The sequence below is a fragment of the Streptomyces sp. NPDC041784 genome (genome assembly GCF_055591025.1).
Genome location: NZ_JBVJAB010000007.1, coordinates 122,021 through 138,357, shown reverse-complemented (window position 1 = coordinate 138,357; position 16,337 = coordinate 122,021). Strand labels below are relative to the sequence as shown.

The window sequence follows — 16,337 nt, the reverse complement described above, 5'->3', positions numbered from 1 at the left end:
GATCGACGTGAGGGTGAAGGCAGCACATCCCAGGACCTCAGGAGCCCCATCATGACCGTGACCGCGGACATGGCCATCTCCCTCGACGGCTACATCGCCGGCACCGACGTCGGCGTCGACAACCCGGGCGGCGACGGCGCCGAGCCGCTCTTCGAGTGGATCCACAACCTGGCGAGCTGGCGGGAGCGCCAGGGCATGACCGGTGGGGAGGAGAACCGTGACTCCGAGCTGATGCGGGAGTGGTTCGACGCCACCGGGGCGGTGGTCATGGGCCGGATGATGTACGACACGGGCGAGGAGTTCTGGGGCGACAGTCCGCCCTTCCGGACCCCGGTCTTCGTCCTCACCCACCGCCCCCGGCCAACCCTGGTCAAGGAGGGCGGCACCACCTTCACCTTCGTCACCGACGGCATCCACAGCGCCCTCGACCGGGCGAGGGCCGCCGCCGGGGACAGGAACGTCGACATCGCGGGCGGGGCGAGCACGGTGCGGCAGTACCTCGGGGCAGGGCTCATCGACGAGCTGCAGCTGCACGTGGTGCCCGCACTCCTCGGAGACGGCCTGCGCCTCTTCGACGGACCGGCCACCGGGCGGCACAACCTCGCACCGGTCAGGGTCGTCGACACCCCCCTCGCCACCCACCTGAAGTACCGCTTCCCGAAGTGACCCGGCACGGATCAGGCACGGATCAGGCGACGGATCAGACTCGGCCCCGGCAGCCCACTTATGGCTGCCGGGGCAAGGGCGGTCGGCCGACAACGGTCAGCGCAGGACCAGCAGGACCGCCATCGCGATGAGCAGGGAGTCGATCCGGTCCAGCAGGCCGCCGGAGCCGGGTAGCCAGCGGCCGGCGTCCTTCACCTGCGCGCCCCTTTTGATCATGGATTCGAGGAGGTCTCCGGCCGGGCCGCCGACCGCCACCGCGACCGCCATCGGCCAGCTCAGCGCGGACAGCACCGCCAGGACGCCGAGCCCGGCCGCGGCCCCGGCCAGGGTCCCGCTCCACCGCTTGGCCGGTGACAGGGGCGACAGGCGCGGCCCGCCGAGCCCTCGACCGGCGAAGTACGCCACGATGTCGGCGATCGAGACCGCCATGAACAGCGCGAGCGCGCTCGCCCCGAGCACCACCAGCGCGGCCGACACACTCAGCCAGGCCAGCCCGAGCAGGCCGGCGCCGAGCCGGTGCAGTCCGTGGTCGGCGTCGCCGGCCAGGAGCGGCACCGCGGCCACCGCGAGTGCCCCGATCGCGACCGCCCGGAGCTCCTGTCCCGGCGCCAGCCAGGCGGCCAGCACCACGCCCGAGACCGCCGCGGCCAGCACCACCCGGTCCGCCCGGCCCAGCCGCATCAGCCCGCCGAACTCCATCACCGCGATCACCCCGACCACGAGGGCGATAGCAGCGGTACCCGGGCGGCCGAGCCAGAACGCCCCGGTGACCAGCGGAACTCCGACCGCCCAGGCGCACCACCGGATCAGCAGCTCGCGGCGGCGCGACGCCACCACCGCGACACCGCCGAGGACCAGCGCCCCACCGAGGCAGGGCGCCAGGGAGGCCACCGTGATCACCGAGCGGCTCCGACGGCGGGAACGCCCTCAGGCATCGCAGCGAGCGGGGCCGCACCCGGCCGCAGCACGTCCAGGGCGGCCCGACACGCGGCCACGATGCGCGCGTTCTCGGCGGTGTCCTTGACCGCGATACGCACGGTGCGCCCCTGGTACTCCGCCGACAGCGGCGACAGATCGCGAAGACAGACGTCGTGGCGGCGGCACTCGTCGACCAGTTGCGCGGCACTCGGCCCGCCGGACGGCAGGGTCACGGTGAGGAAGTTCGCCACGGCCTCTTCGACCACCACGGCGTCGTCCACGCCGGCCAAGTCGGCGGCCAGCTGCCGGCGCAGCGCGTGCGTGCGCAGCCATCGGTCGTCGTAGTACGCCGGGTCGCGCAGGGCTGCCACCGCGGCGAGCTGCGCGGGGAGGCTGACCGGCCAGGGCGGGGTCCGTCGGCGTAGCCGCGCCGCGGTGGTCGGCTCGGCCACCAGGTAGGCGGCCCGCATACCGGACAGCGCATACATCTTGGACAGCGAGGTGCAGACCACCACCCGCGGGTCCGTCGCGGCGAGGCCGGCGAGCGACTCGGTCAGGTCGACATAGCCCAGGTATGCCTCGTCGATCCACCAGCGGGTCCGGGCCGGCGCGGCGGCGATCAGCGAGCGCAGCTCGGCGGCCGGTGCGTGGCGTCCGGTGGGGTTGTTCGGATTGACCACCACCACGAGGTCGTAGCGGCCGGACCCGACGGCGGCGGACAGCCGGGCCTGATCGATCCGCCAGCCATCCTCGCGGCGCAGCCGGAACCGGTCCACCCGGCATCCGATCACCCTCTCCGTGACATGGGCGTACTCGCCGTAGCCGGGGTCCATCAGGAGCACCCTGCTCTCCGGGGTCAGCCACTGGCCGAACGCCCTGAAGATCAAGTCGGATGAACCGGCGCCGACCGTGAGCGTCTCCACCGGCAGCGCCCGGGCCGCGGCGATCTCCGCCAGGAGACCCTCGGCGCCGGTCGGCGGCGAGGTCCTGGCGGCCCAGGCCGGATCCTCCGCCAGCGCCGCCACTGCCCCGGGGGCGGGCGGGAACCAGGCGTCCAGGACATCGGCGGCGACCACCTCATGGCGCCGGTGCAGGCTACGGAAGTCCGTGCCGATGGCGGCGAACGAGGCACCGCCGTGCTCGCAGCCGTCCGGCCGGGGAGCGAACGGCACGTCCAGCCGCCAGTCCACCACGGAACGCAGCCGCTCCACGAGGGTGCGGTAGCGGTCCGTCGTGACCTTCGTCAGCTCGGCCACGCTGCCGGTCAGCACCTCGAACGTGACCGCACCGCTGTGGACGGTACGGCCGACCGGGCGCAGGCCGGCGGCCCGGTACATGTCGAGCAGTTCGGTGCGCCCCATCGCCACCACCCGGCGACCGCCCCGGGCGGCGATCCAGCGCAGCGCCGCGTACATCAGCAGCGGTGCCGCCGCGGAGGCCCGCCAGCGCGGCTCGACGGTGAGGATGCGCACCTCGAACAGGTCGGCCTCGGTCAGCAGCGGCAGCTCGTCGCGGGTCAGGTACTTGTCCAGCGCGTACCGCCCCACCCAGGGCGGAGTCAGGCTGACAAAGCCGATCCGGGCCGCGCCTCGCGCCGCGACCAGGTAGACGTTGTCGCCGTCCAGCCCGTCGCGAAGCCGCCCGGCGGGATCCGGCGCATGCTGGCCCAACTCCTGTGCGTACACGCGGTGACGCAGTTCGTGGATCCACTCGAGATCTTCCGGAGCAGCAGCGCGCAGCTGCAGGTCACGGCCCATCAACACCTCTTCCGACGCGGGGACTTCATCGTCGTGGGCGAGGATCGGGCGCGTCAGGGCGGAGCGACGCAGTCGGCCTGAGTACGCGTACTCAGGCGCGGCCGCGCCGCGCCCGCCCTTCCAAGGACGTCGGTGGCGACAACTACCGGGGAACGTCAGGCCGTCGAGGCCCGCGTCGCCTCGTCCCAGGCGTGCGGGCTGCGGTAGTGGTTGCGGTGTCCGGCGGCGAGTACGGTCCGCAGGGACGCGAGATGCGGGGTGTCCGCCGGGAGTTGGAGTCGGGCGAGGAGGGCCCGTGCGGCCGTGGGGTCCAGGTCGCCGGAGACGTCGTGGTAGCCGGCCAGCAGGGCCTTGAGCAGCGGCGCGTGCAGTGCGGGGAGCCGCGCGGCGGTGTCGTACACGCTCTGCTTCACGGGCCAGGGCACGGGGCCCGAGCAGGCCAGGACCCGGCCGGCCCGGCGGAGTCGGGCGGGCGAACTCTCCGCCACGACATGGTCGATGTCGTTCCCGAGCACCTCGGCGAAGGCCGTCGCGGCGGTGTCGTGGTCCTCGAACCAGTCGGCCCAGAGCGAGTAGGTGACGGCCTCGGCGTCCCGCTCCGCCTCCAGCCGTCGGCGGTAGCCGTCCCACAGCGGGTCGGCGGGCAGGGGCCCCCGCGCACCACGATCCGCGAACCGGATCTCGCACGTCACCCAGTAGTCGTCGAGAAGATCCAGCAGCCCGAAGGCCACCCGTACCCTCCCGGCCATGTCCAGGCCCTCGTCCGTGAACACCTCGCCGGCCCAGGAGTGCGCGACCTCGTTGGCGGTGAGCGGCCGGTCCGGCCTCTCGACGTCGCCCCACCCGTCAGCGGCCTCGACGACGCCGCACTCGGCGAGCCAGCGCCGCGCTTCCCGCATGGCTTGCGATTCCATACGAAAAGTATGACGAGTCAAACAGTTCACCGGTCAGCCTTACTGAAGCACCGGATCGAGTGGCGGGCCGGGCCCTGGCTCCCAAGTGGTCACAGAAGCGGGGACGGACCGTCCGGAACCGTCAGCAGCGCCAGATGGGCGATGTCTCCGGGCGGAGGTGTCGTCACCGACCAGAGAGGCGCAGGGGATCCGTCGGCGACGGCGGCCGGGGCGTCGGTCAGGTTCATCCGCTCGCGCAGCCGGCCGTAGAAGTCCATCGGCCCCAGCCGTACGGCCCGCAGCCGGCGCGGAGCGGCGTACACGCCGATCCAGTCCCCCGGGTCCAGCACGCCTCGTAGCTGGCCGTCGATGCTGACCGCGGCCGGCCCGGACCGTTCGAGGACGCGCAGGCCGACGGGTTCGTCGGGCGCCGTGACGACCGAGCGGTCGAACGCCATGTGCGGGGCGACCGGCGTGAAGACGAGGGCCTCGGCCCGCGGCGAGACGACGGGGCCGCCGGCGGCGAAGCTGTAGGCGGTCGAGCCGGTCGGGGTGGCCACCAGCAGCGCGTCGGCGGAGTACGACGCCAGGAGTCGGCCGCAGACGTAGACGCCGACCGACACCTGGCGGTCCCTGGCCAGCTTCTCCAGGACCACGTCGTTGAGAGCGGTGACGTCGAGCGGGATGCCCCACTCGTCGTCGACCTCGCAGTCGGGGCGCACCTGGGGAGGCGGCAGGAGCGGCCCTCGGCCGTACCGCGTCCATGCCTCGATGTCCGCCGGCACCTCCAGGCGGCGGGAGGCGCGCAGGGCGAGCAGCATGCGGCTGTCGATCCTGAGCCGGTCCTCGCGCACCGCGTCCAGGGCCGACCCCAGCGCGGAGGCCGGCACCTCCGTCAGGAAGCCCACCCTTCCCACGTTCACGCCCAGGACGAGGGCGTCGTTCTCCGCCGCCAGCCGCGCACCGCGCAGGAAGGTGCCGTCGCCACCCAGCGTGACGATGAGATCGGGGTCTCCTGCCGCCTCGACCTCGTCGTGGGCACGGCGGCGCCCGCCGTCGCGCCACACGTCGATGTCCGTGCACCGCACAGCGTGTTCCTCGCACCAGGCACGGACCACACCGGCCGCCTGCACGGCCTCCGCGCGTCCGCCGTGCACCACCAGACCGAGTCGGCTCACCCGCATCTCTGCCTCCAGGACATCCTGGTCCCCAGGGCCGGCAACGGCCACCCGGCCGCCCCGGCCGCCCCCTCCGTAGGATCGCCTCATCCGCCCGGTTCCGCACGCGCGGTCGGCAGGGGAGGACGTCGGTCCCGGGCTCGGACGAGGGCCGACCGGCCCTACCCCCTCGCGGCGGTCACGGGGACGATGGAGTGATGTTCCAGAACGACGCCATTCGCGCACTCGACCGGCAGGAGTGCCTACGACTGCTGGCCAAGGCACCGGTCGGCCGCGTGGTGTACACCCGGCAGGCACTGCCCGCCGTCCTCCCGGTGAACTTCACCCTCGACTCCGACACCTCCGTGCTGCTGTACACCTCGCCCGGATCCGACCTGGTACGTGCCATCGACGGCGTCGTGGTCGCCTTCGAGGCGGACGAGTACCACCCGGTCACCCAGTCGGGCTGGAGTGTCATCGTCACGGGCCGGGCCACCGTGGTGTCGGATCCCGCCGAGCACGAGCGGCTGTCGCAGAGCGGGCCGCGCTCCTGGATGCCCATACAGGACGGGGTCTTCGTACGGATCGAGTCCGATCTGGTCACCGGCCGCGACCTCAGGGGAACACCCGTCACGCAGTGAGGCGCAGCCCGCGCCGGCCCGCCGGGCTGCCGGGCTGCTCAGGGGGAGGCCTGACCGGCCCGTATGCAGCGGGCCGTACGGCCTCGGTCGCGGGCAGGCCACTGCTGCCGGCGGGCGGATCCGTGCGCAAGGGGCCGATCAGCCCATGCGGCAGCGCCGCGCCGGGCGGAGAGTGGAAGGAGGAGCCCGTACGGCATCGGGAGGCGGGATTCATGTGGCACCGGAGCCCGAAGCTTCTCGCCGCGCCGGACCGGCCACATGAGCGGGGCCGGTTCCGCCACGGCGGCGCCGACCGCCCGCGCGCTCGGCAGGAGCCGACCGAGAGGAGTTGATCGCCATGACGTCCCCGGCGGCCGTGCCCGGCTTCCCGGTCCGGGTCACAGCACGACTCGACGCACCACTGTCCCGCTGGCTGTGGCTGGTGAAGTGGATCCTCGTGATCCCGCACTACGTGGTGCTGTTCTTCCTGTGGATCGCCTTCTTCGTCGTCAGCGTGATCGCGTTCTTCGCCATCCTGTTCACCGAGCGCTACCCCCGCGCACTCTTCGACTTCAACCTGGGCGTGCTGCGCTGGAGCTGGCGGGTCGCCTACTACTCGTACGGCGCCCTCGCCACCGACCGCTACCCACCGTTCAGCCTGGGCGAGGAGCCCGGATACCCGGCGCGGCTGGACATCGCCTACCCCGAACGTCTCTCTCGGGGCCTGGTCCTCGTGAAGTGGTGGCTGCTGGCCATCCCCCACTACATCGTCATCGGCTTCTTCCTCGGCGGCTGGCACCTCGGCTGGGACGGCGGGCTGGTGGCCGTACTGACGGTGATCGCCGCCGTGATCCTGGCGTTCACCGAGACATACCCCCGAGACATCTTCGACCTGATCGTGGGCCTGAACCGCTGGGTGCTGCGGGTCGCCGCCTACGCCGCTCTGATGACGGACGCCTATCCCCCGTTCCGGCTCGACATGGGCGGCACCGAAGCGGACATCCTGCGCAAGGCCCCGTGATCACCGCACGCGGCACGTCGTCGGCGTCGTCTGCGGAGCCGACCCGCTCCCTCACACTCCCCGGGCGGGGGCCCTCCGACGAGGGCCGATCGGCTCCCCCGGAGCGCACCGTCCGGCCCTGTCCCCCGCTGCCGGGACTTCCGAGGATTGAGGCAGAGGATCGAGGCAGTGGAGGGTACGGCGTGCGGCAGCCGGCCGTAGGGCGTCCGCCGCGTCGAGCGCAGGAGGTGCCCCATGACCAGACCCGTCGTGGTCGGACTCGACGGCTCCCCCGGCAGCGTGACGGCCACGTGGTGGGCCGCCGGACAAGCCACGCGAAGGCGGTTGCCGTTGGTCCTGCTCCACTCGTGGACCACGCAACCGCTCGACGTGCCGATCCCGCAGGAGGCCCGGAGCAAGCAGCAATACGGGCGGGACCTGGTCCAGCGTATGGAGGCCGAGCTGCTGCACCGGTACGGCGATCTGACGCTGACCACGGAACTGGTGTCCGACACCGCCGCCCACTGCCTCGTCGAACGCAGTGAAAGCGCGGCCTTGCTGGTGCTCGGGTCCCGTGGCCTCGGATCGGCGGCGAGTTTCCTGCTCGGTTCCATCAGCCTGCACGTGCTGGGTCTCACGCAATGCCCGGCGGTCACCGTCAGAGCCGGCGATCCCTGCGTCGAAGTCGGCTGGGGACACCCGGCCGTAGCGGACCGCCACGAGGTGGTCGTCGGCGTTCAGGAGCCGGGGCCGGCGAGCGACGCGCTGCTGGAGCTGGGTTTCGCCGCCGCCGAGTCGTACGGCATCGGCGTACGTGTCGTGCGAGCCCTGCCTCGTTCCACGCCGCAGCCGAAGAGACGGGCACAGCTCGCCACCACGTTGGCGCTGTGGCGCGAGATGTTCCCGGACGTCCCCGTCGTGGAGCAGATCGTCACGGGTCCGGCCGCCGAGGCGCTGCTGTCCGCCGCCACGCACAGTCGGCTCACCGTGGTGGGACGCCGCCGTCATCCGTCCCACCTGACGTGGAAACTCGGGCCCGTCGCCCACGCGGTGCTGCACCACGCTCCGTGCCCCGTCGCCGTCGTACCGCACGGTTGAGGCAGAGGCGCGGAACCGGGCGGGCCGCGCCGACCCCGGCATGAACCCGACATGAACCCGACCCCGGCATGAACCCGCCGCTCAGCACGGTCCGGGGCACCTACACATGGGGCACGACGGCGACAGGGCAGCCGACGTGGTGGATCGCGGCGTGGGTGACCGGCCCGGTGCGGGGGCCGACCGGCCGTTCGGCGAGGCGGTGGCCCACGACGAGAAGGCTCGCTCCGGTCGAGGCCCGCACGAGCGCGGTCGTGGGCTTGTCCCGCACCACCGTCTCCAGGACCTCCACGTCGGGGTACTTGTCGCGCCACACCCGGAGCACGGCCCTGAGGAAACCCAGCCACTCCTCGCCCCGCCAGGAGTCGCCGACCACAGCGCTGTCGCCGGGTCCGAGACCGATGGCCCCGGGTCCAGGACCGATCGCGCCGGGCCCCTGCCAGGCGTACACGGCGCGCAGCCGGGCGTGCCGGAGCCGGGCCGCCTCGAAGGCGAACTCGATGACCTCGTCGCAGGCGTCGGTGAGGTCGACGGCCAGCACCACGTCCCGGTATGCGGTGTCCGTCGAGGCATCGCCGTCGTCCGCCGACACGTGTTCGTCAGTCGGCACGTGGTCGTCCGCCGGCACATGTTCGTCCGCCGCCTCCTCACCGGCCCGGACGAGGACGACCGGTCGCGTGGCCTTCGCGACCACACCGAGCGCGACGGACCCCACGAGGAATCCGGTGAAGCCGCTCAGTCCGCGCGAGCCCAGGACCATCAGGTCGGCCTGGTCCGCCGCCTTCAGCAGGGCCGCGGCGGCCGGGCCCTCCATCAGCTCGTCGGAGAGGCGGACGTCCGGGCACTCGGCACGGACGCGTTCCTCCGCCTGGCGCAGGGAACGCCGGGCCAGATGCCGCTGAGCGGCACCCTCGATCTCGCGTTCGTGCCGCCGGGGGTGCCAGTCCCAGGCCTGCACCAGGCGCAGCGGCCGGTCCCGCCGCGCGGCCTCGCGGGCCGCCCACGCGGCGGCGGCCAGACTCTCGGCGGATCCGTCGACTCCGGCGACAACGGGCAGAAGCATCGCGGCACCTCCGGCAATGGCTGTTTCTGATCCAGCACCAGCGTCGTCCCGAAGTCCCCGCGCCGGCAGGGGCCGGCAGGTCCTGCCGTGGGGCCGTCCGGCCCCTCAGTCCGCGAGCGACAGGCGGCACGTCTCCCCCGGCTCCACGCGGACCGCACGGTCCGGCAGCCGGATGTCGATCGGCGCGCGGTCGGACGGCGGCACCGTCACCTCCAGCCGGCCGTGCTCCAGGCGCAGCCGCACACCCCAATGCCCTTGGTAGTGAAGGGAGAAGCCGTAGGCCGACAGTTCCGGCAGCGGTACGGGATCGAGCCACAGCAGGCCGGCGCGGGTCTCCAGTCCGGTCAGTCCGCGTTGGACCAGGTCGAGGGTGCCGGCCATGGCGCCCAGGTGGATGCCCTCGCCCGTGGTACCGCCCTGCAGGTCGGCCACGTCACCGAGCAGGGCTTCCTGGCAGTACGTCCACGCCTCCGCCCGCCGGGCCCGGGCCAGGACCCAGCCGTGGACCAGGCCGCTGAGGGTGGAACCGTGACTGGTGCGGTGCAGGTAGTGGTCGACGGTGCGCTGCCAGGTGTCGTCGTCGAGGGGATGGCCCAACCGGTCGAAGAGGCCGGCGAGTTCGGCCGGTGAGAAGAGGTAACCGAGCATCAGGACGTCGGCCTGTTTGGACGCCTTGTAGCGGTTGACGGTGTCGCCCTCCGCCTCCAGGATCCGGTCCAGGCGCCGGATGTCGCCGTACCGCTCGCGGTAGCCCGCCCAGTCCAGCTCGGCGAGGTCGCCGTAGCCCTCGAACTGGCTGATGACACCGTCGTGGAAGGGCACGTGGAGGGTACGCGAGACGTCCTCCCACTGTTCGAGCTCGCCGTCGTCCAGGCCGGTGCGCTCGGCGAGTTCGCGCCGCCGGGGCTTGGGCAGGATGCGCAGCACCTCCAGGGCCCGGGTGAGCACCCAGGCGGCGGTGACGTTGGTGTACGCGTTGTCGTCGAGGCCGGGTTCCGGCGCGCCGGGGTAGGCGTCGTGGTACTCGTCGGGTCCCATCACACCCCGGATGCGGTGCCGGCCCAGCCCTTCGTCCCACTGGGCCGAGTCCGCCCAGAAGCGGGCGATCTGCAGCAGCATCTCGGCGCCCTTCGTGTGCAGGAACTCGGCGTCGTCGCTGGCCTCGCAGTACTGCCAGACGTTGTACGCCACGGCCGAGCCGACGTGCCGCTGGAGCCGGGAGTGGTCGGGCAGCCAGCGTCCCGAGCGGGGGTTGAGGTGGAGTTCCTGCGACTCCTCGCGTCCGTCGCTGCCGCTCTGCCAGGGGTACAGCGCTCCGCGCCGGCCGGCCGCTCGGGCGGCGGCGCGGGCCTGGTCGAGGCGGCGGTGACGGTAGAGGAGCAGGGCGCGGGACACTTCCGGGAAGTGCAGGTTGAGGTACGGCAGCACGAACAGCTCGTCCCAGAAGACATGCCCGCGATACGCCTCCCCGTGCAGTCCCCGGGCCGGTACTCCGACGTCGAGGTCCGCCGTGTGCGGGGAGAGGGTCTGCAGGACGTGGAAGAGGTGGAGCCGAAGGATCCTGCCCGCCTCCCCGGGAACGTCCAGCTCGGCCCGCCGCCACAGCTGGTCCCAGGCCGTCAGGTGTGATTCGAGCAGCTGGTCGAAGGCGGGTGCCGCACCCACGCGGTCGATCGCGGCGTCCAGCGGGTCGCTGATCGCCGGGTCGCGGGAGGTGTGCAGGGCGATGGTCTTGTCGACGGTGACGGTACGGCCGGGCAGCAGACCCAGCCGCACCAGCTGACCGACACGCGGCCCCGCCTGCCGGACGGTGACATCCGCGTCGGCGGTCAGCCGGGCCGCCATGCCGACGCGGATGTCGGAGGTGCGGGTACGGCAGCGCAGCCACACGGTGTCCGGCGTGGCGGCACCGGTGTGCACGTGCGTCAGGTGGCGGCCGTCCAGATCCCGGTAGCGCGGTACCCCGGCGTTGGTGACCCCGCCGTCGAGAGCCGCCTCGACATCGAGGTCTCCGGCGAAGCCCTCGGCCGTGAACTCGGTGCGCAGCGCCGCCAGATGGGGGTCGGCCATGTGCACGAGCCGCTGCTGGCGTACGGAGAGCACCCGGCCCTCGCCGACCGCGTACCGCGTGCGGCGCTCCAGCAGTCCCGAGTCCAGGTGCAGCACCTGACGGTGGGCGAGCACCTCGGCCGTGTCGGGGGTGAGCCACGGCCGGCCGGCGAAGCGGAACCGCAGGGGCAGCCAGTCGGGGAGGTTGACCATGTCCTCGTTCTCCACCCGGCGCCCCGCGACCTCCGTGGTGAGCCGGTCGTAACCGCCGGCCACGTAGGTGCCGGGGTAGTGCACGTCGTCCGCCGCGCACTCCGGCAACGCCCCGCGGGTGGCGAAGTAGCCGTTGCCCAGCGTGCACAGCGACTCCCGCAGGCGCTCGTCCGCCGGGTCGTAGCCGTCGTACTCCCAGGTCCGGCCCGTCACGGTCGTGCTCCCTCGGCGAGCAGCTCCGCGAGGTCGGTCACGACGATGTCGGCGCCGTGGTGCAGAAGTCGCCGCCGGGTGTCGGGACCGTCGGCCCGGTCCACGCCGACGACGAGGGCGAAGCCGCCGCTGCGGCCCGCCGCGACGCCCGCCAGGGCGTCCTCCACGACCGCGGCACGGACCGGGGGCACGCCGAGCCGACGGGCCGCTTCCAGGAACAGGTCGGGCCGCGGCTTGCCCGCGAGCCCCAGGCGAGCCGCCTCACCGCCGTCGACCAGGGCGTCGAAGAGGTCGAGCACGCCCGCTCCGGTGAGCAGCTCACGGGCGTGCCGTGACGCGGAGGCCGCGGCCACCGGCACCTCGGCGGCACGCAGCGCGCGCACCAGCCGTACCGTCCCCGGATACGCTTCGACGCCGTGTTCGCGCAGCCGCCGGGTGAACAGCCGCTCCTTGTCCTCGGCCACGGTGTGCACGAACGCCTCGGTCGGGTCGAGACCGCGCGACGCCAGGAACGCGGCGGCGCCGTCGAGGCGGGATCTGCCGTCCACGTACCGCAGGTAGTCGTCGCCGGTGTCGAAGGGGCGCCGCTGCGCGGGGTCCTCGGGCGGGTGCGCGGCCAGGAAGGCGTCGAAGGCGGTCTTCCAGGCGGCCGCGTGCACGCGCGCCGAATCGGTGATCACCCCGTCGGTGTCGCACACGACCGCCTCGATGTCCCGCAGCGCGGGTGCGAGCGCGTCGTACGACCGAGCGGCCATCGTTCACTCCCTCCACGGGCGGCACGTCACTCCCACCATCGGGGCGGCACGTATCTCCCTGCACGGACGGCACGTACAACGTTCACACCGCCTGCGGCCCGACCGCCACCGGACAGTCCGCATGGTGGAGCAGGGCGTGGCTCACCCGCCCGAGCTGAAGCCCGAGGCGACCGCGCCGGCGCCCGGCCCCCACGACCACCAGGTCGGCTGCGGACGAGCGGTGCACCGGTTCCTCCGCGAGCGCGGGATCCTCGGCGCTCAGGGGGCACGACTCCAGCGTCGTACCGGTCGTGGGCTTGCGCCGTGGGCCCCTCGGTCCGCCCCTGGGCCCGCTCGGCCCCTGTGGCGCGTCCGTGGGTCGGCGGAGGCTGAAGGCAAGGCGAGTCCCCGGAAGGGGAGTTCGCGATCACCACAGGAGAGGGGCTCAGTCATGAAGCCCATCAGGACAGGCGCTCTCATGGTCGACGACGTCGTCACCGTGCGGTGCGGCACACCGTTCAAGGAGGTGGTGCGCCGGCTCGAAGAGCACGGCATCAGCGGGCTCCCGGTGGTCGACGACGACGACAAGGTCATCGGTGTGGTCTCCGAGACCGACCTCATGCTGCGCCAGGCCCGCGAGCCACGTGGCGCCCGCGGCTGGACGCGCCGCCTGCGTCTGTTCGGCGGCGGCGCCCGACGTGCCGCCGCCAAGAGCCGCGCGCGGACGGCCGGCGGAGTGATGTCCACGCCCGCCGTCACCGTGCGCGCCGACGCCACGGTCACCGAGGCCGCCCGGCTCATGGCAGGCCATCGCGTCGAACGGCTTCCCGTGGTGGACGAGGAGAACCGGCTGATCGGCATCGTCACCCGCCGAGACCTGCTCCAGGTCTTCCTGCGCACCGACGACGAGATCCGGCGGGAGGTGCGGCAGGAGGTGTTCCTCAACACGCTCTGGCTGGCCCCGCACACCGTCGAAGCGGCCGTCGAGGACGGCGTGGTCACGCTCACCGGCCAACTGGAACGGCGCAGCGAGATTGCCGTCGCCGTGGGCATGACGCGCCGGCTGGACGGTGTCGTGGACGTCGTCGACCACCTCTCCTACCGGATCGACGACAAGCGTCTGCAGCCCGCCGAACAGGGGATGCAGGGCGTCGCCGACGACTGGCTGCGCAAGCTCTGAACCGGAGGTCCGCAACAGTCCGTGCGCGCGGGCCCGTTGGGCCCTGCGGACCTGATCAGGGCCGATCGGCCCTGGTGGCCGGGCGGTCCTTCATGGTGGGGTGGAGGTGGCGGGAGGACCCGAAGAGGACGCGGAGATACGGCCGACGACACGACGTCGTGCGCCGCGCCTTCAGGATCCGCGAGAAGCGGCCGGCGTCCTTCCCGTCCTCCCTTTCGAGGAGGAGACCATGTACGGCAGCCCGCACGTCGTGCGCGACGTGATGACACGCGCCGTCGTCGCCGTCGGCCGCGACGCGCCGTTCAAGGACATCGTCCAGCTCTTGGAGCGATGGAAGGTCAGCGCCCTGCCCGTGGTCGAGGGCGAGGGGCGGGTGATCGGGGTCGTCTCGGAGGCGGATCTGCTGCCCAAGGAGGAGTTCCGGGACCGCGATCCGGACCGGTTCACCCAGCGGCGGAGGCTGTCCGACCTGGCCAAGGCCGGCGGGGTGAGCGCCGAGGAGCTGATGAGCAGCCCGGCGATCACCGTGCACGGCACCACCACCCTGGCCGAGGCCGCACGCATCATGGCCCGGCGGAGCGTGAAGCGGCTGCCGGTCATCGACGGCGAGGGCGTGCTCGAAGGAGTCGTCAGCCGCTCGGACCTGCTCAAGGTGTTCCTGCGCAACGACGAGGACCTCACCGAGGAGGTGCGCCACGAGGTCGTCGACCGTCTGTTCCCGCTGTCCGCCGACCACATCCGGGTGGAGGTCGCCGAGGGCGTCGTGACCCTCACGGGCTGGGTGGACGGCCCGCACCTGGCACCCGTGGCCGAACGTCTGGCGCGGGCAGTCGAGGGAGTGGTCGACGTCCGCTGCCGCCTCACCACCGCCTCGGCGCGGAGCGACCCGCTGTGAGGGACGGGAGGACGTGGTCCGGACCCGCGCCGCCACGCGGCGGCGGCGGTGCGCGCGGCCGGTGACCGGTGATGCACCGGCGGCGCGCGACACGGCCGCAGCTCGCGAGAGGCGCCCGCCGGCTACCCGTCCTTCACCGGTACCGCCCACACCAGCGAGGTGCCACCGCCGGAACGTTCCGCCAGTTCCAGCGCGCCGCCCAGTTGCTCGGCCCGTTCCGCCATGTTGCGCAGTCCGCTGCGGCGGCCGTCGGGCGGGATGCCCACACCGTCGTCCGTGACCGACAGCCGCACCTCGCGCCCGTCGGTCGTGAGGGCGACCTCGGCCCGGCCGGCGCGGGCGTGGCGGGCGATGTTGGTCAGGGCCTCGGAGAGGACCGCCACCACGTGATCGGCGGCCTCCTTGGGCACGTCGGTGTCCAGCAGGCCCTCCATCCGCACGCTGGGGGCGAAGCCCAGGACCGGCGCGGCCTCGCCGACGACCCGCATGGCGCGGGCCCGCAGTCCGGTCCCGGCGCCTCCCTCACGGGCGCGCAGCGCGAAGATCGTCGACCGGATGATCTTGATCGTCTCGTCGAGGTCGTCGACCGCCCGCACCACGCGCTCGGAGGCTTCCGGGTGCTCGATGAAGCGGCCCGCGCTCTGCAACGTCATGCCGGTGGCGAAAAGCCGCTGGATCGCCAGGTCGTGCAGGTCACGGGCGATGCGGTCGCGGTCCGTGAGCACGGCGATCCGCTCGGCGTCGAGCCGACGATCCGCCAGCTCCATCGCGATCGCGGCCTGCCCCGCGAAAGCCTGCAGCGGCTCGATCTCCTTGGCGGCGAACCGTGCCTGCCCGGCCTCCCTGACCAGCAGGACGACACCGCGGGCACCGCTCTCCCCCGTGCCCACCGGGACGGCGACCGCCGGGCCGAGCCCGGCGAGGCCCGGCGCTCCCGCCACCCGGTCGTCATGGGTGACGTCCGTGCTGACGACCGCGGTCGCGGTGGAGAACGCCTCGCCGATCAGGCTGCCCTCGATGGGCAGGACCAGCCCCCGGAGCGCCTCCGCCTCCTGCCCGAGGGCCAGCTCCACGGTGAGCGAGCCGGTCTCCTCCATCGGCATGGCGACCACGGCCAGCGCCGCGCCCGTGATCTCCCGGGCCCGGTCGGCGATCAGCCCGAGGGCCTCGGCACGCTCGCTGCCGGACATCAGGCTGTGGGTGATCTCGGCGTTCGCCTGCAGCCAGCGCTCGCGCAGCCGGGACTCGGCGTACAGCCGCGCGTTGTCGATGGCGACGCCGGCCGCGACGGCCAGGGTCAGCGTGACGGAGATGTCCTCCTCGTCGAACTGGCCGCCGCCGCGCTTCTCCGTCAGGTACAGATTGCCGAAGACCTGATCGCGTACCCGGATCGGGACGCCGAGGAAGGTGTTCATCGGCGGGTGATGGGGCGGGAAGCCGTACGAGGCCGGGTGATCGGAGATCTTCGCGAGCCGCAGGGGCTCGGGGTGACGGATCAGCTCCCCGAGGATGCCGTGGCCCTCCGGGTAGGGGCCGATGGCGGCGATCTGCTCCTCGGTGACACCGACGGTGTGGAAGGCCGACAGCCGCTTGCCGTCGGGGCCGATCACGCCGAGCGCGGCGTACTCCGCGTCGACGAGCGCCGCCGCCGCTTCTACGATGCTGTGCAGGGCCTGTTCCAGGTCCAGCTCGCGGCCGACCGAGAGCACCGCCTCCAGCAGGCTGTGCACCCGGTCCCGGGTCCCTCGCGCGGCGTCCAGCCGCGCCTGGAGCTCTTCCAGCAGTTCGTCCAGCCTGAGCTGAGGCAGCCGTACACGGGCCTCCTCGGGGCTTCCCACCTGCGATTCCTCCAGGTCCCTCGTCGAGCGGACACCCACTGGTCCG

The 16,337-nt window shown here is 72.8% G+C and carries 14 protein-coding genes and 1 pseudogene; 6 read left to right on the top strand and 9 right to left on the bottom strand.

Annotated features, from left to right (window positions below):
* Positions 1-51: 51 nt before the first annotated feature.
* Positions 52-666, top strand: coding sequence for a dihydrofolate reductase family protein (locus ACZ6D7_RS17200; RefSeq protein ID WP_469491087.1), 615 nt, complete (start codon positions 52-54; stop codon positions 664-666).
* A 96-nt stretch (positions 667-762) separates the two neighbouring features.
* Here ACZ6D7_RS17200 and ACZ6D7_RS17195 read toward each other — a convergent pair whose 3' ends face one another.
* From ACZ6D7_RS17195 to ACZ6D7_RS17180, 4 genes are all read right to left on the bottom strand, one after another.
* Positions 763-1,566, bottom strand: coding sequence for a phosphatidate cytidylyltransferase (locus ACZ6D7_RS17195; protein ID WP_469491085.1), 804 nt, complete (start codon positions 1,564-1,566; stop codon positions 763-765).
* Complete coding sequence (locus ACZ6D7_RS17190) at positions 1,563-3,341, bottom strand: aminotransferase class I/II-fold pyridoxal phosphate-dependent enzyme (protein WP_469491084.1); 1,779 nt, start codon at positions 3,339-3,341, stop codon at positions 1,563-1,565. The genes ACZ6D7_RS17195 and ACZ6D7_RS17190 overlap by 4 nt, the downstream gene beginning before the upstream one ends.
* A gap of 155 nt (positions 3,342-3,496) precedes the next feature.
* The gene (locus ACZ6D7_RS17185; protein ID WP_469491082.1) at positions 3,497-4,255 is read right to left on the bottom strand and encodes a hypothetical protein; all 759 of its coding nucleotides are present in this window, start codon (positions 4,253-4,255) and stop codon (positions 3,497-3,499) included.
* Positions 4,256-4,344: 89 nt separating this feature from the next.
* Positions 4,345-5,418 carry an NAD(+)/NADH kinase gene (locus ACZ6D7_RS17180; RefSeq protein WP_469491081.1) on the bottom strand — a complete coding sequence of 358 codons (1,074 nt, stop codon included), beginning with the start codon at positions 5,416-5,418 and terminating at the stop codon, positions 4,345-4,347.
* Between the two features lie 191 nt (positions 5,419-5,609).
* Here ACZ6D7_RS17180 and ACZ6D7_RS17175 point away from each other — a divergent pair, with 191 nt between their 5' ends.
* The 3 genes from ACZ6D7_RS17175 (at position 5,610) to ACZ6D7_RS17165 (ending at position 8,109) form a co-directional block, all read left to right on the top strand.
* On the top strand, positions 5,610-6,032 hold the full coding sequence (locus ACZ6D7_RS17175) for a pyridoxamine 5'-phosphate oxidase family protein (protein ID WP_469491079.1): 423 nt from the start codon (positions 5,610-5,612) through the stop codon (positions 6,030-6,032).
* Positions 6,033-6,369: 337 nt separating this feature from the next.
* On the top strand, positions 6,370-7,032 hold the full coding sequence (locus ACZ6D7_RS17170; RefSeq protein ID WP_469491077.1) for a DUF4389 domain-containing protein: 663 nt from the start codon (positions 6,370-6,372) through the stop codon (positions 7,030-7,032).
* Positions 7,033-7,266: 234 nt separating this feature from the next.
* The gene (locus ACZ6D7_RS17165) at positions 7,267-8,109 is read left to right on the top strand and encodes a universal stress protein (RefSeq protein WP_469491075.1); all 843 of its coding nucleotides are present in this window, start codon (positions 7,267-7,269) and stop codon (positions 8,107-8,109) included.
* Positions 8,110-8,209: 100 nt separating this feature from the next.
* Here the strand turns inward: ACZ6D7_RS17165 and ACZ6D7_RS17160 are convergent, their stop codons facing one another.
* From ACZ6D7_RS17160 to ACZ6D7_RS17145, 4 genes and pseudogenes are all read right to left on the bottom strand, one after another.
* Complete coding sequence (locus tag ACZ6D7_RS17160; RefSeq protein WP_469491073.1) at positions 8,210-9,169, bottom strand: universal stress protein; 960 nt, start codon at positions 9,167-9,169, stop codon at positions 8,210-8,212.
* A 105-nt stretch (positions 9,170-9,274) separates the two neighbouring features.
* Positions 9,275-11,644 carry a glycoside hydrolase family 65 protein gene (locus ACZ6D7_RS17155; protein ID WP_469491071.1) on the bottom strand — a complete coding sequence of 790 codons (2,370 nt, stop codon included), beginning with the start codon at positions 11,642-11,644 and terminating at the stop codon, positions 9,275-9,277.
* On the bottom strand, positions 11,641-12,399 hold the full coding sequence (locus ACZ6D7_RS17150; RefSeq protein ID WP_469491068.1) for an HAD family hydrolase: 759 nt from the start codon (positions 12,397-12,399) through the stop codon (positions 11,641-11,643). The genes ACZ6D7_RS17155 and ACZ6D7_RS17150 overlap by 4 nt, the downstream gene beginning before the upstream one ends.
* An 82-nt stretch (positions 12,400-12,481) precedes the next feature.
* A pseudogene (locus ACZ6D7_RS17145) lies at positions 12,482-12,625 on the bottom strand (universal stress protein); the annotation flags it as partial.
* Positions 12,626-12,829: 204 nt separating this feature from the next.
* Between ACZ6D7_RS17145 and ACZ6D7_RS17140 the strand changes: the two are divergent.
* Together ACZ6D7_RS17140 and ACZ6D7_RS17135 are read left to right on the top strand one after the other, a co-directional pair.
* Positions 12,830-13,558: a CBS domain-containing protein gene (locus ACZ6D7_RS17140; protein ID WP_469491066.1), complete on the top strand. Its 729-nt coding sequence runs from the start codon at positions 12,830-12,832 to the stop codon at positions 13,556-13,558.
* Positions 13,559-13,787: 229 nt separating this feature from the next.
* Positions 13,788-14,453, top strand: a complete 666-nt coding sequence (locus ACZ6D7_RS17135) for a CBS domain-containing protein (RefSeq protein WP_469491063.1) — start codon at positions 13,788-13,790, stop codon at positions 14,451-14,453.
* Positions 14,454-14,575: 122 nt separating this feature from the next.
* Here the strand turns inward: ACZ6D7_RS17135 and ACZ6D7_RS17130 are convergent, their stop codons facing one another.
* Positions 14,576-16,291, bottom strand: a complete 1,716-nt coding sequence (locus tag ACZ6D7_RS17130) for a sensor histidine kinase (RefSeq protein WP_469491061.1) — start codon at positions 16,289-16,291, stop codon at positions 14,576-14,578.
* Between the last annotated feature and the right edge of the window lie 46 nt (positions 16,292-16,337).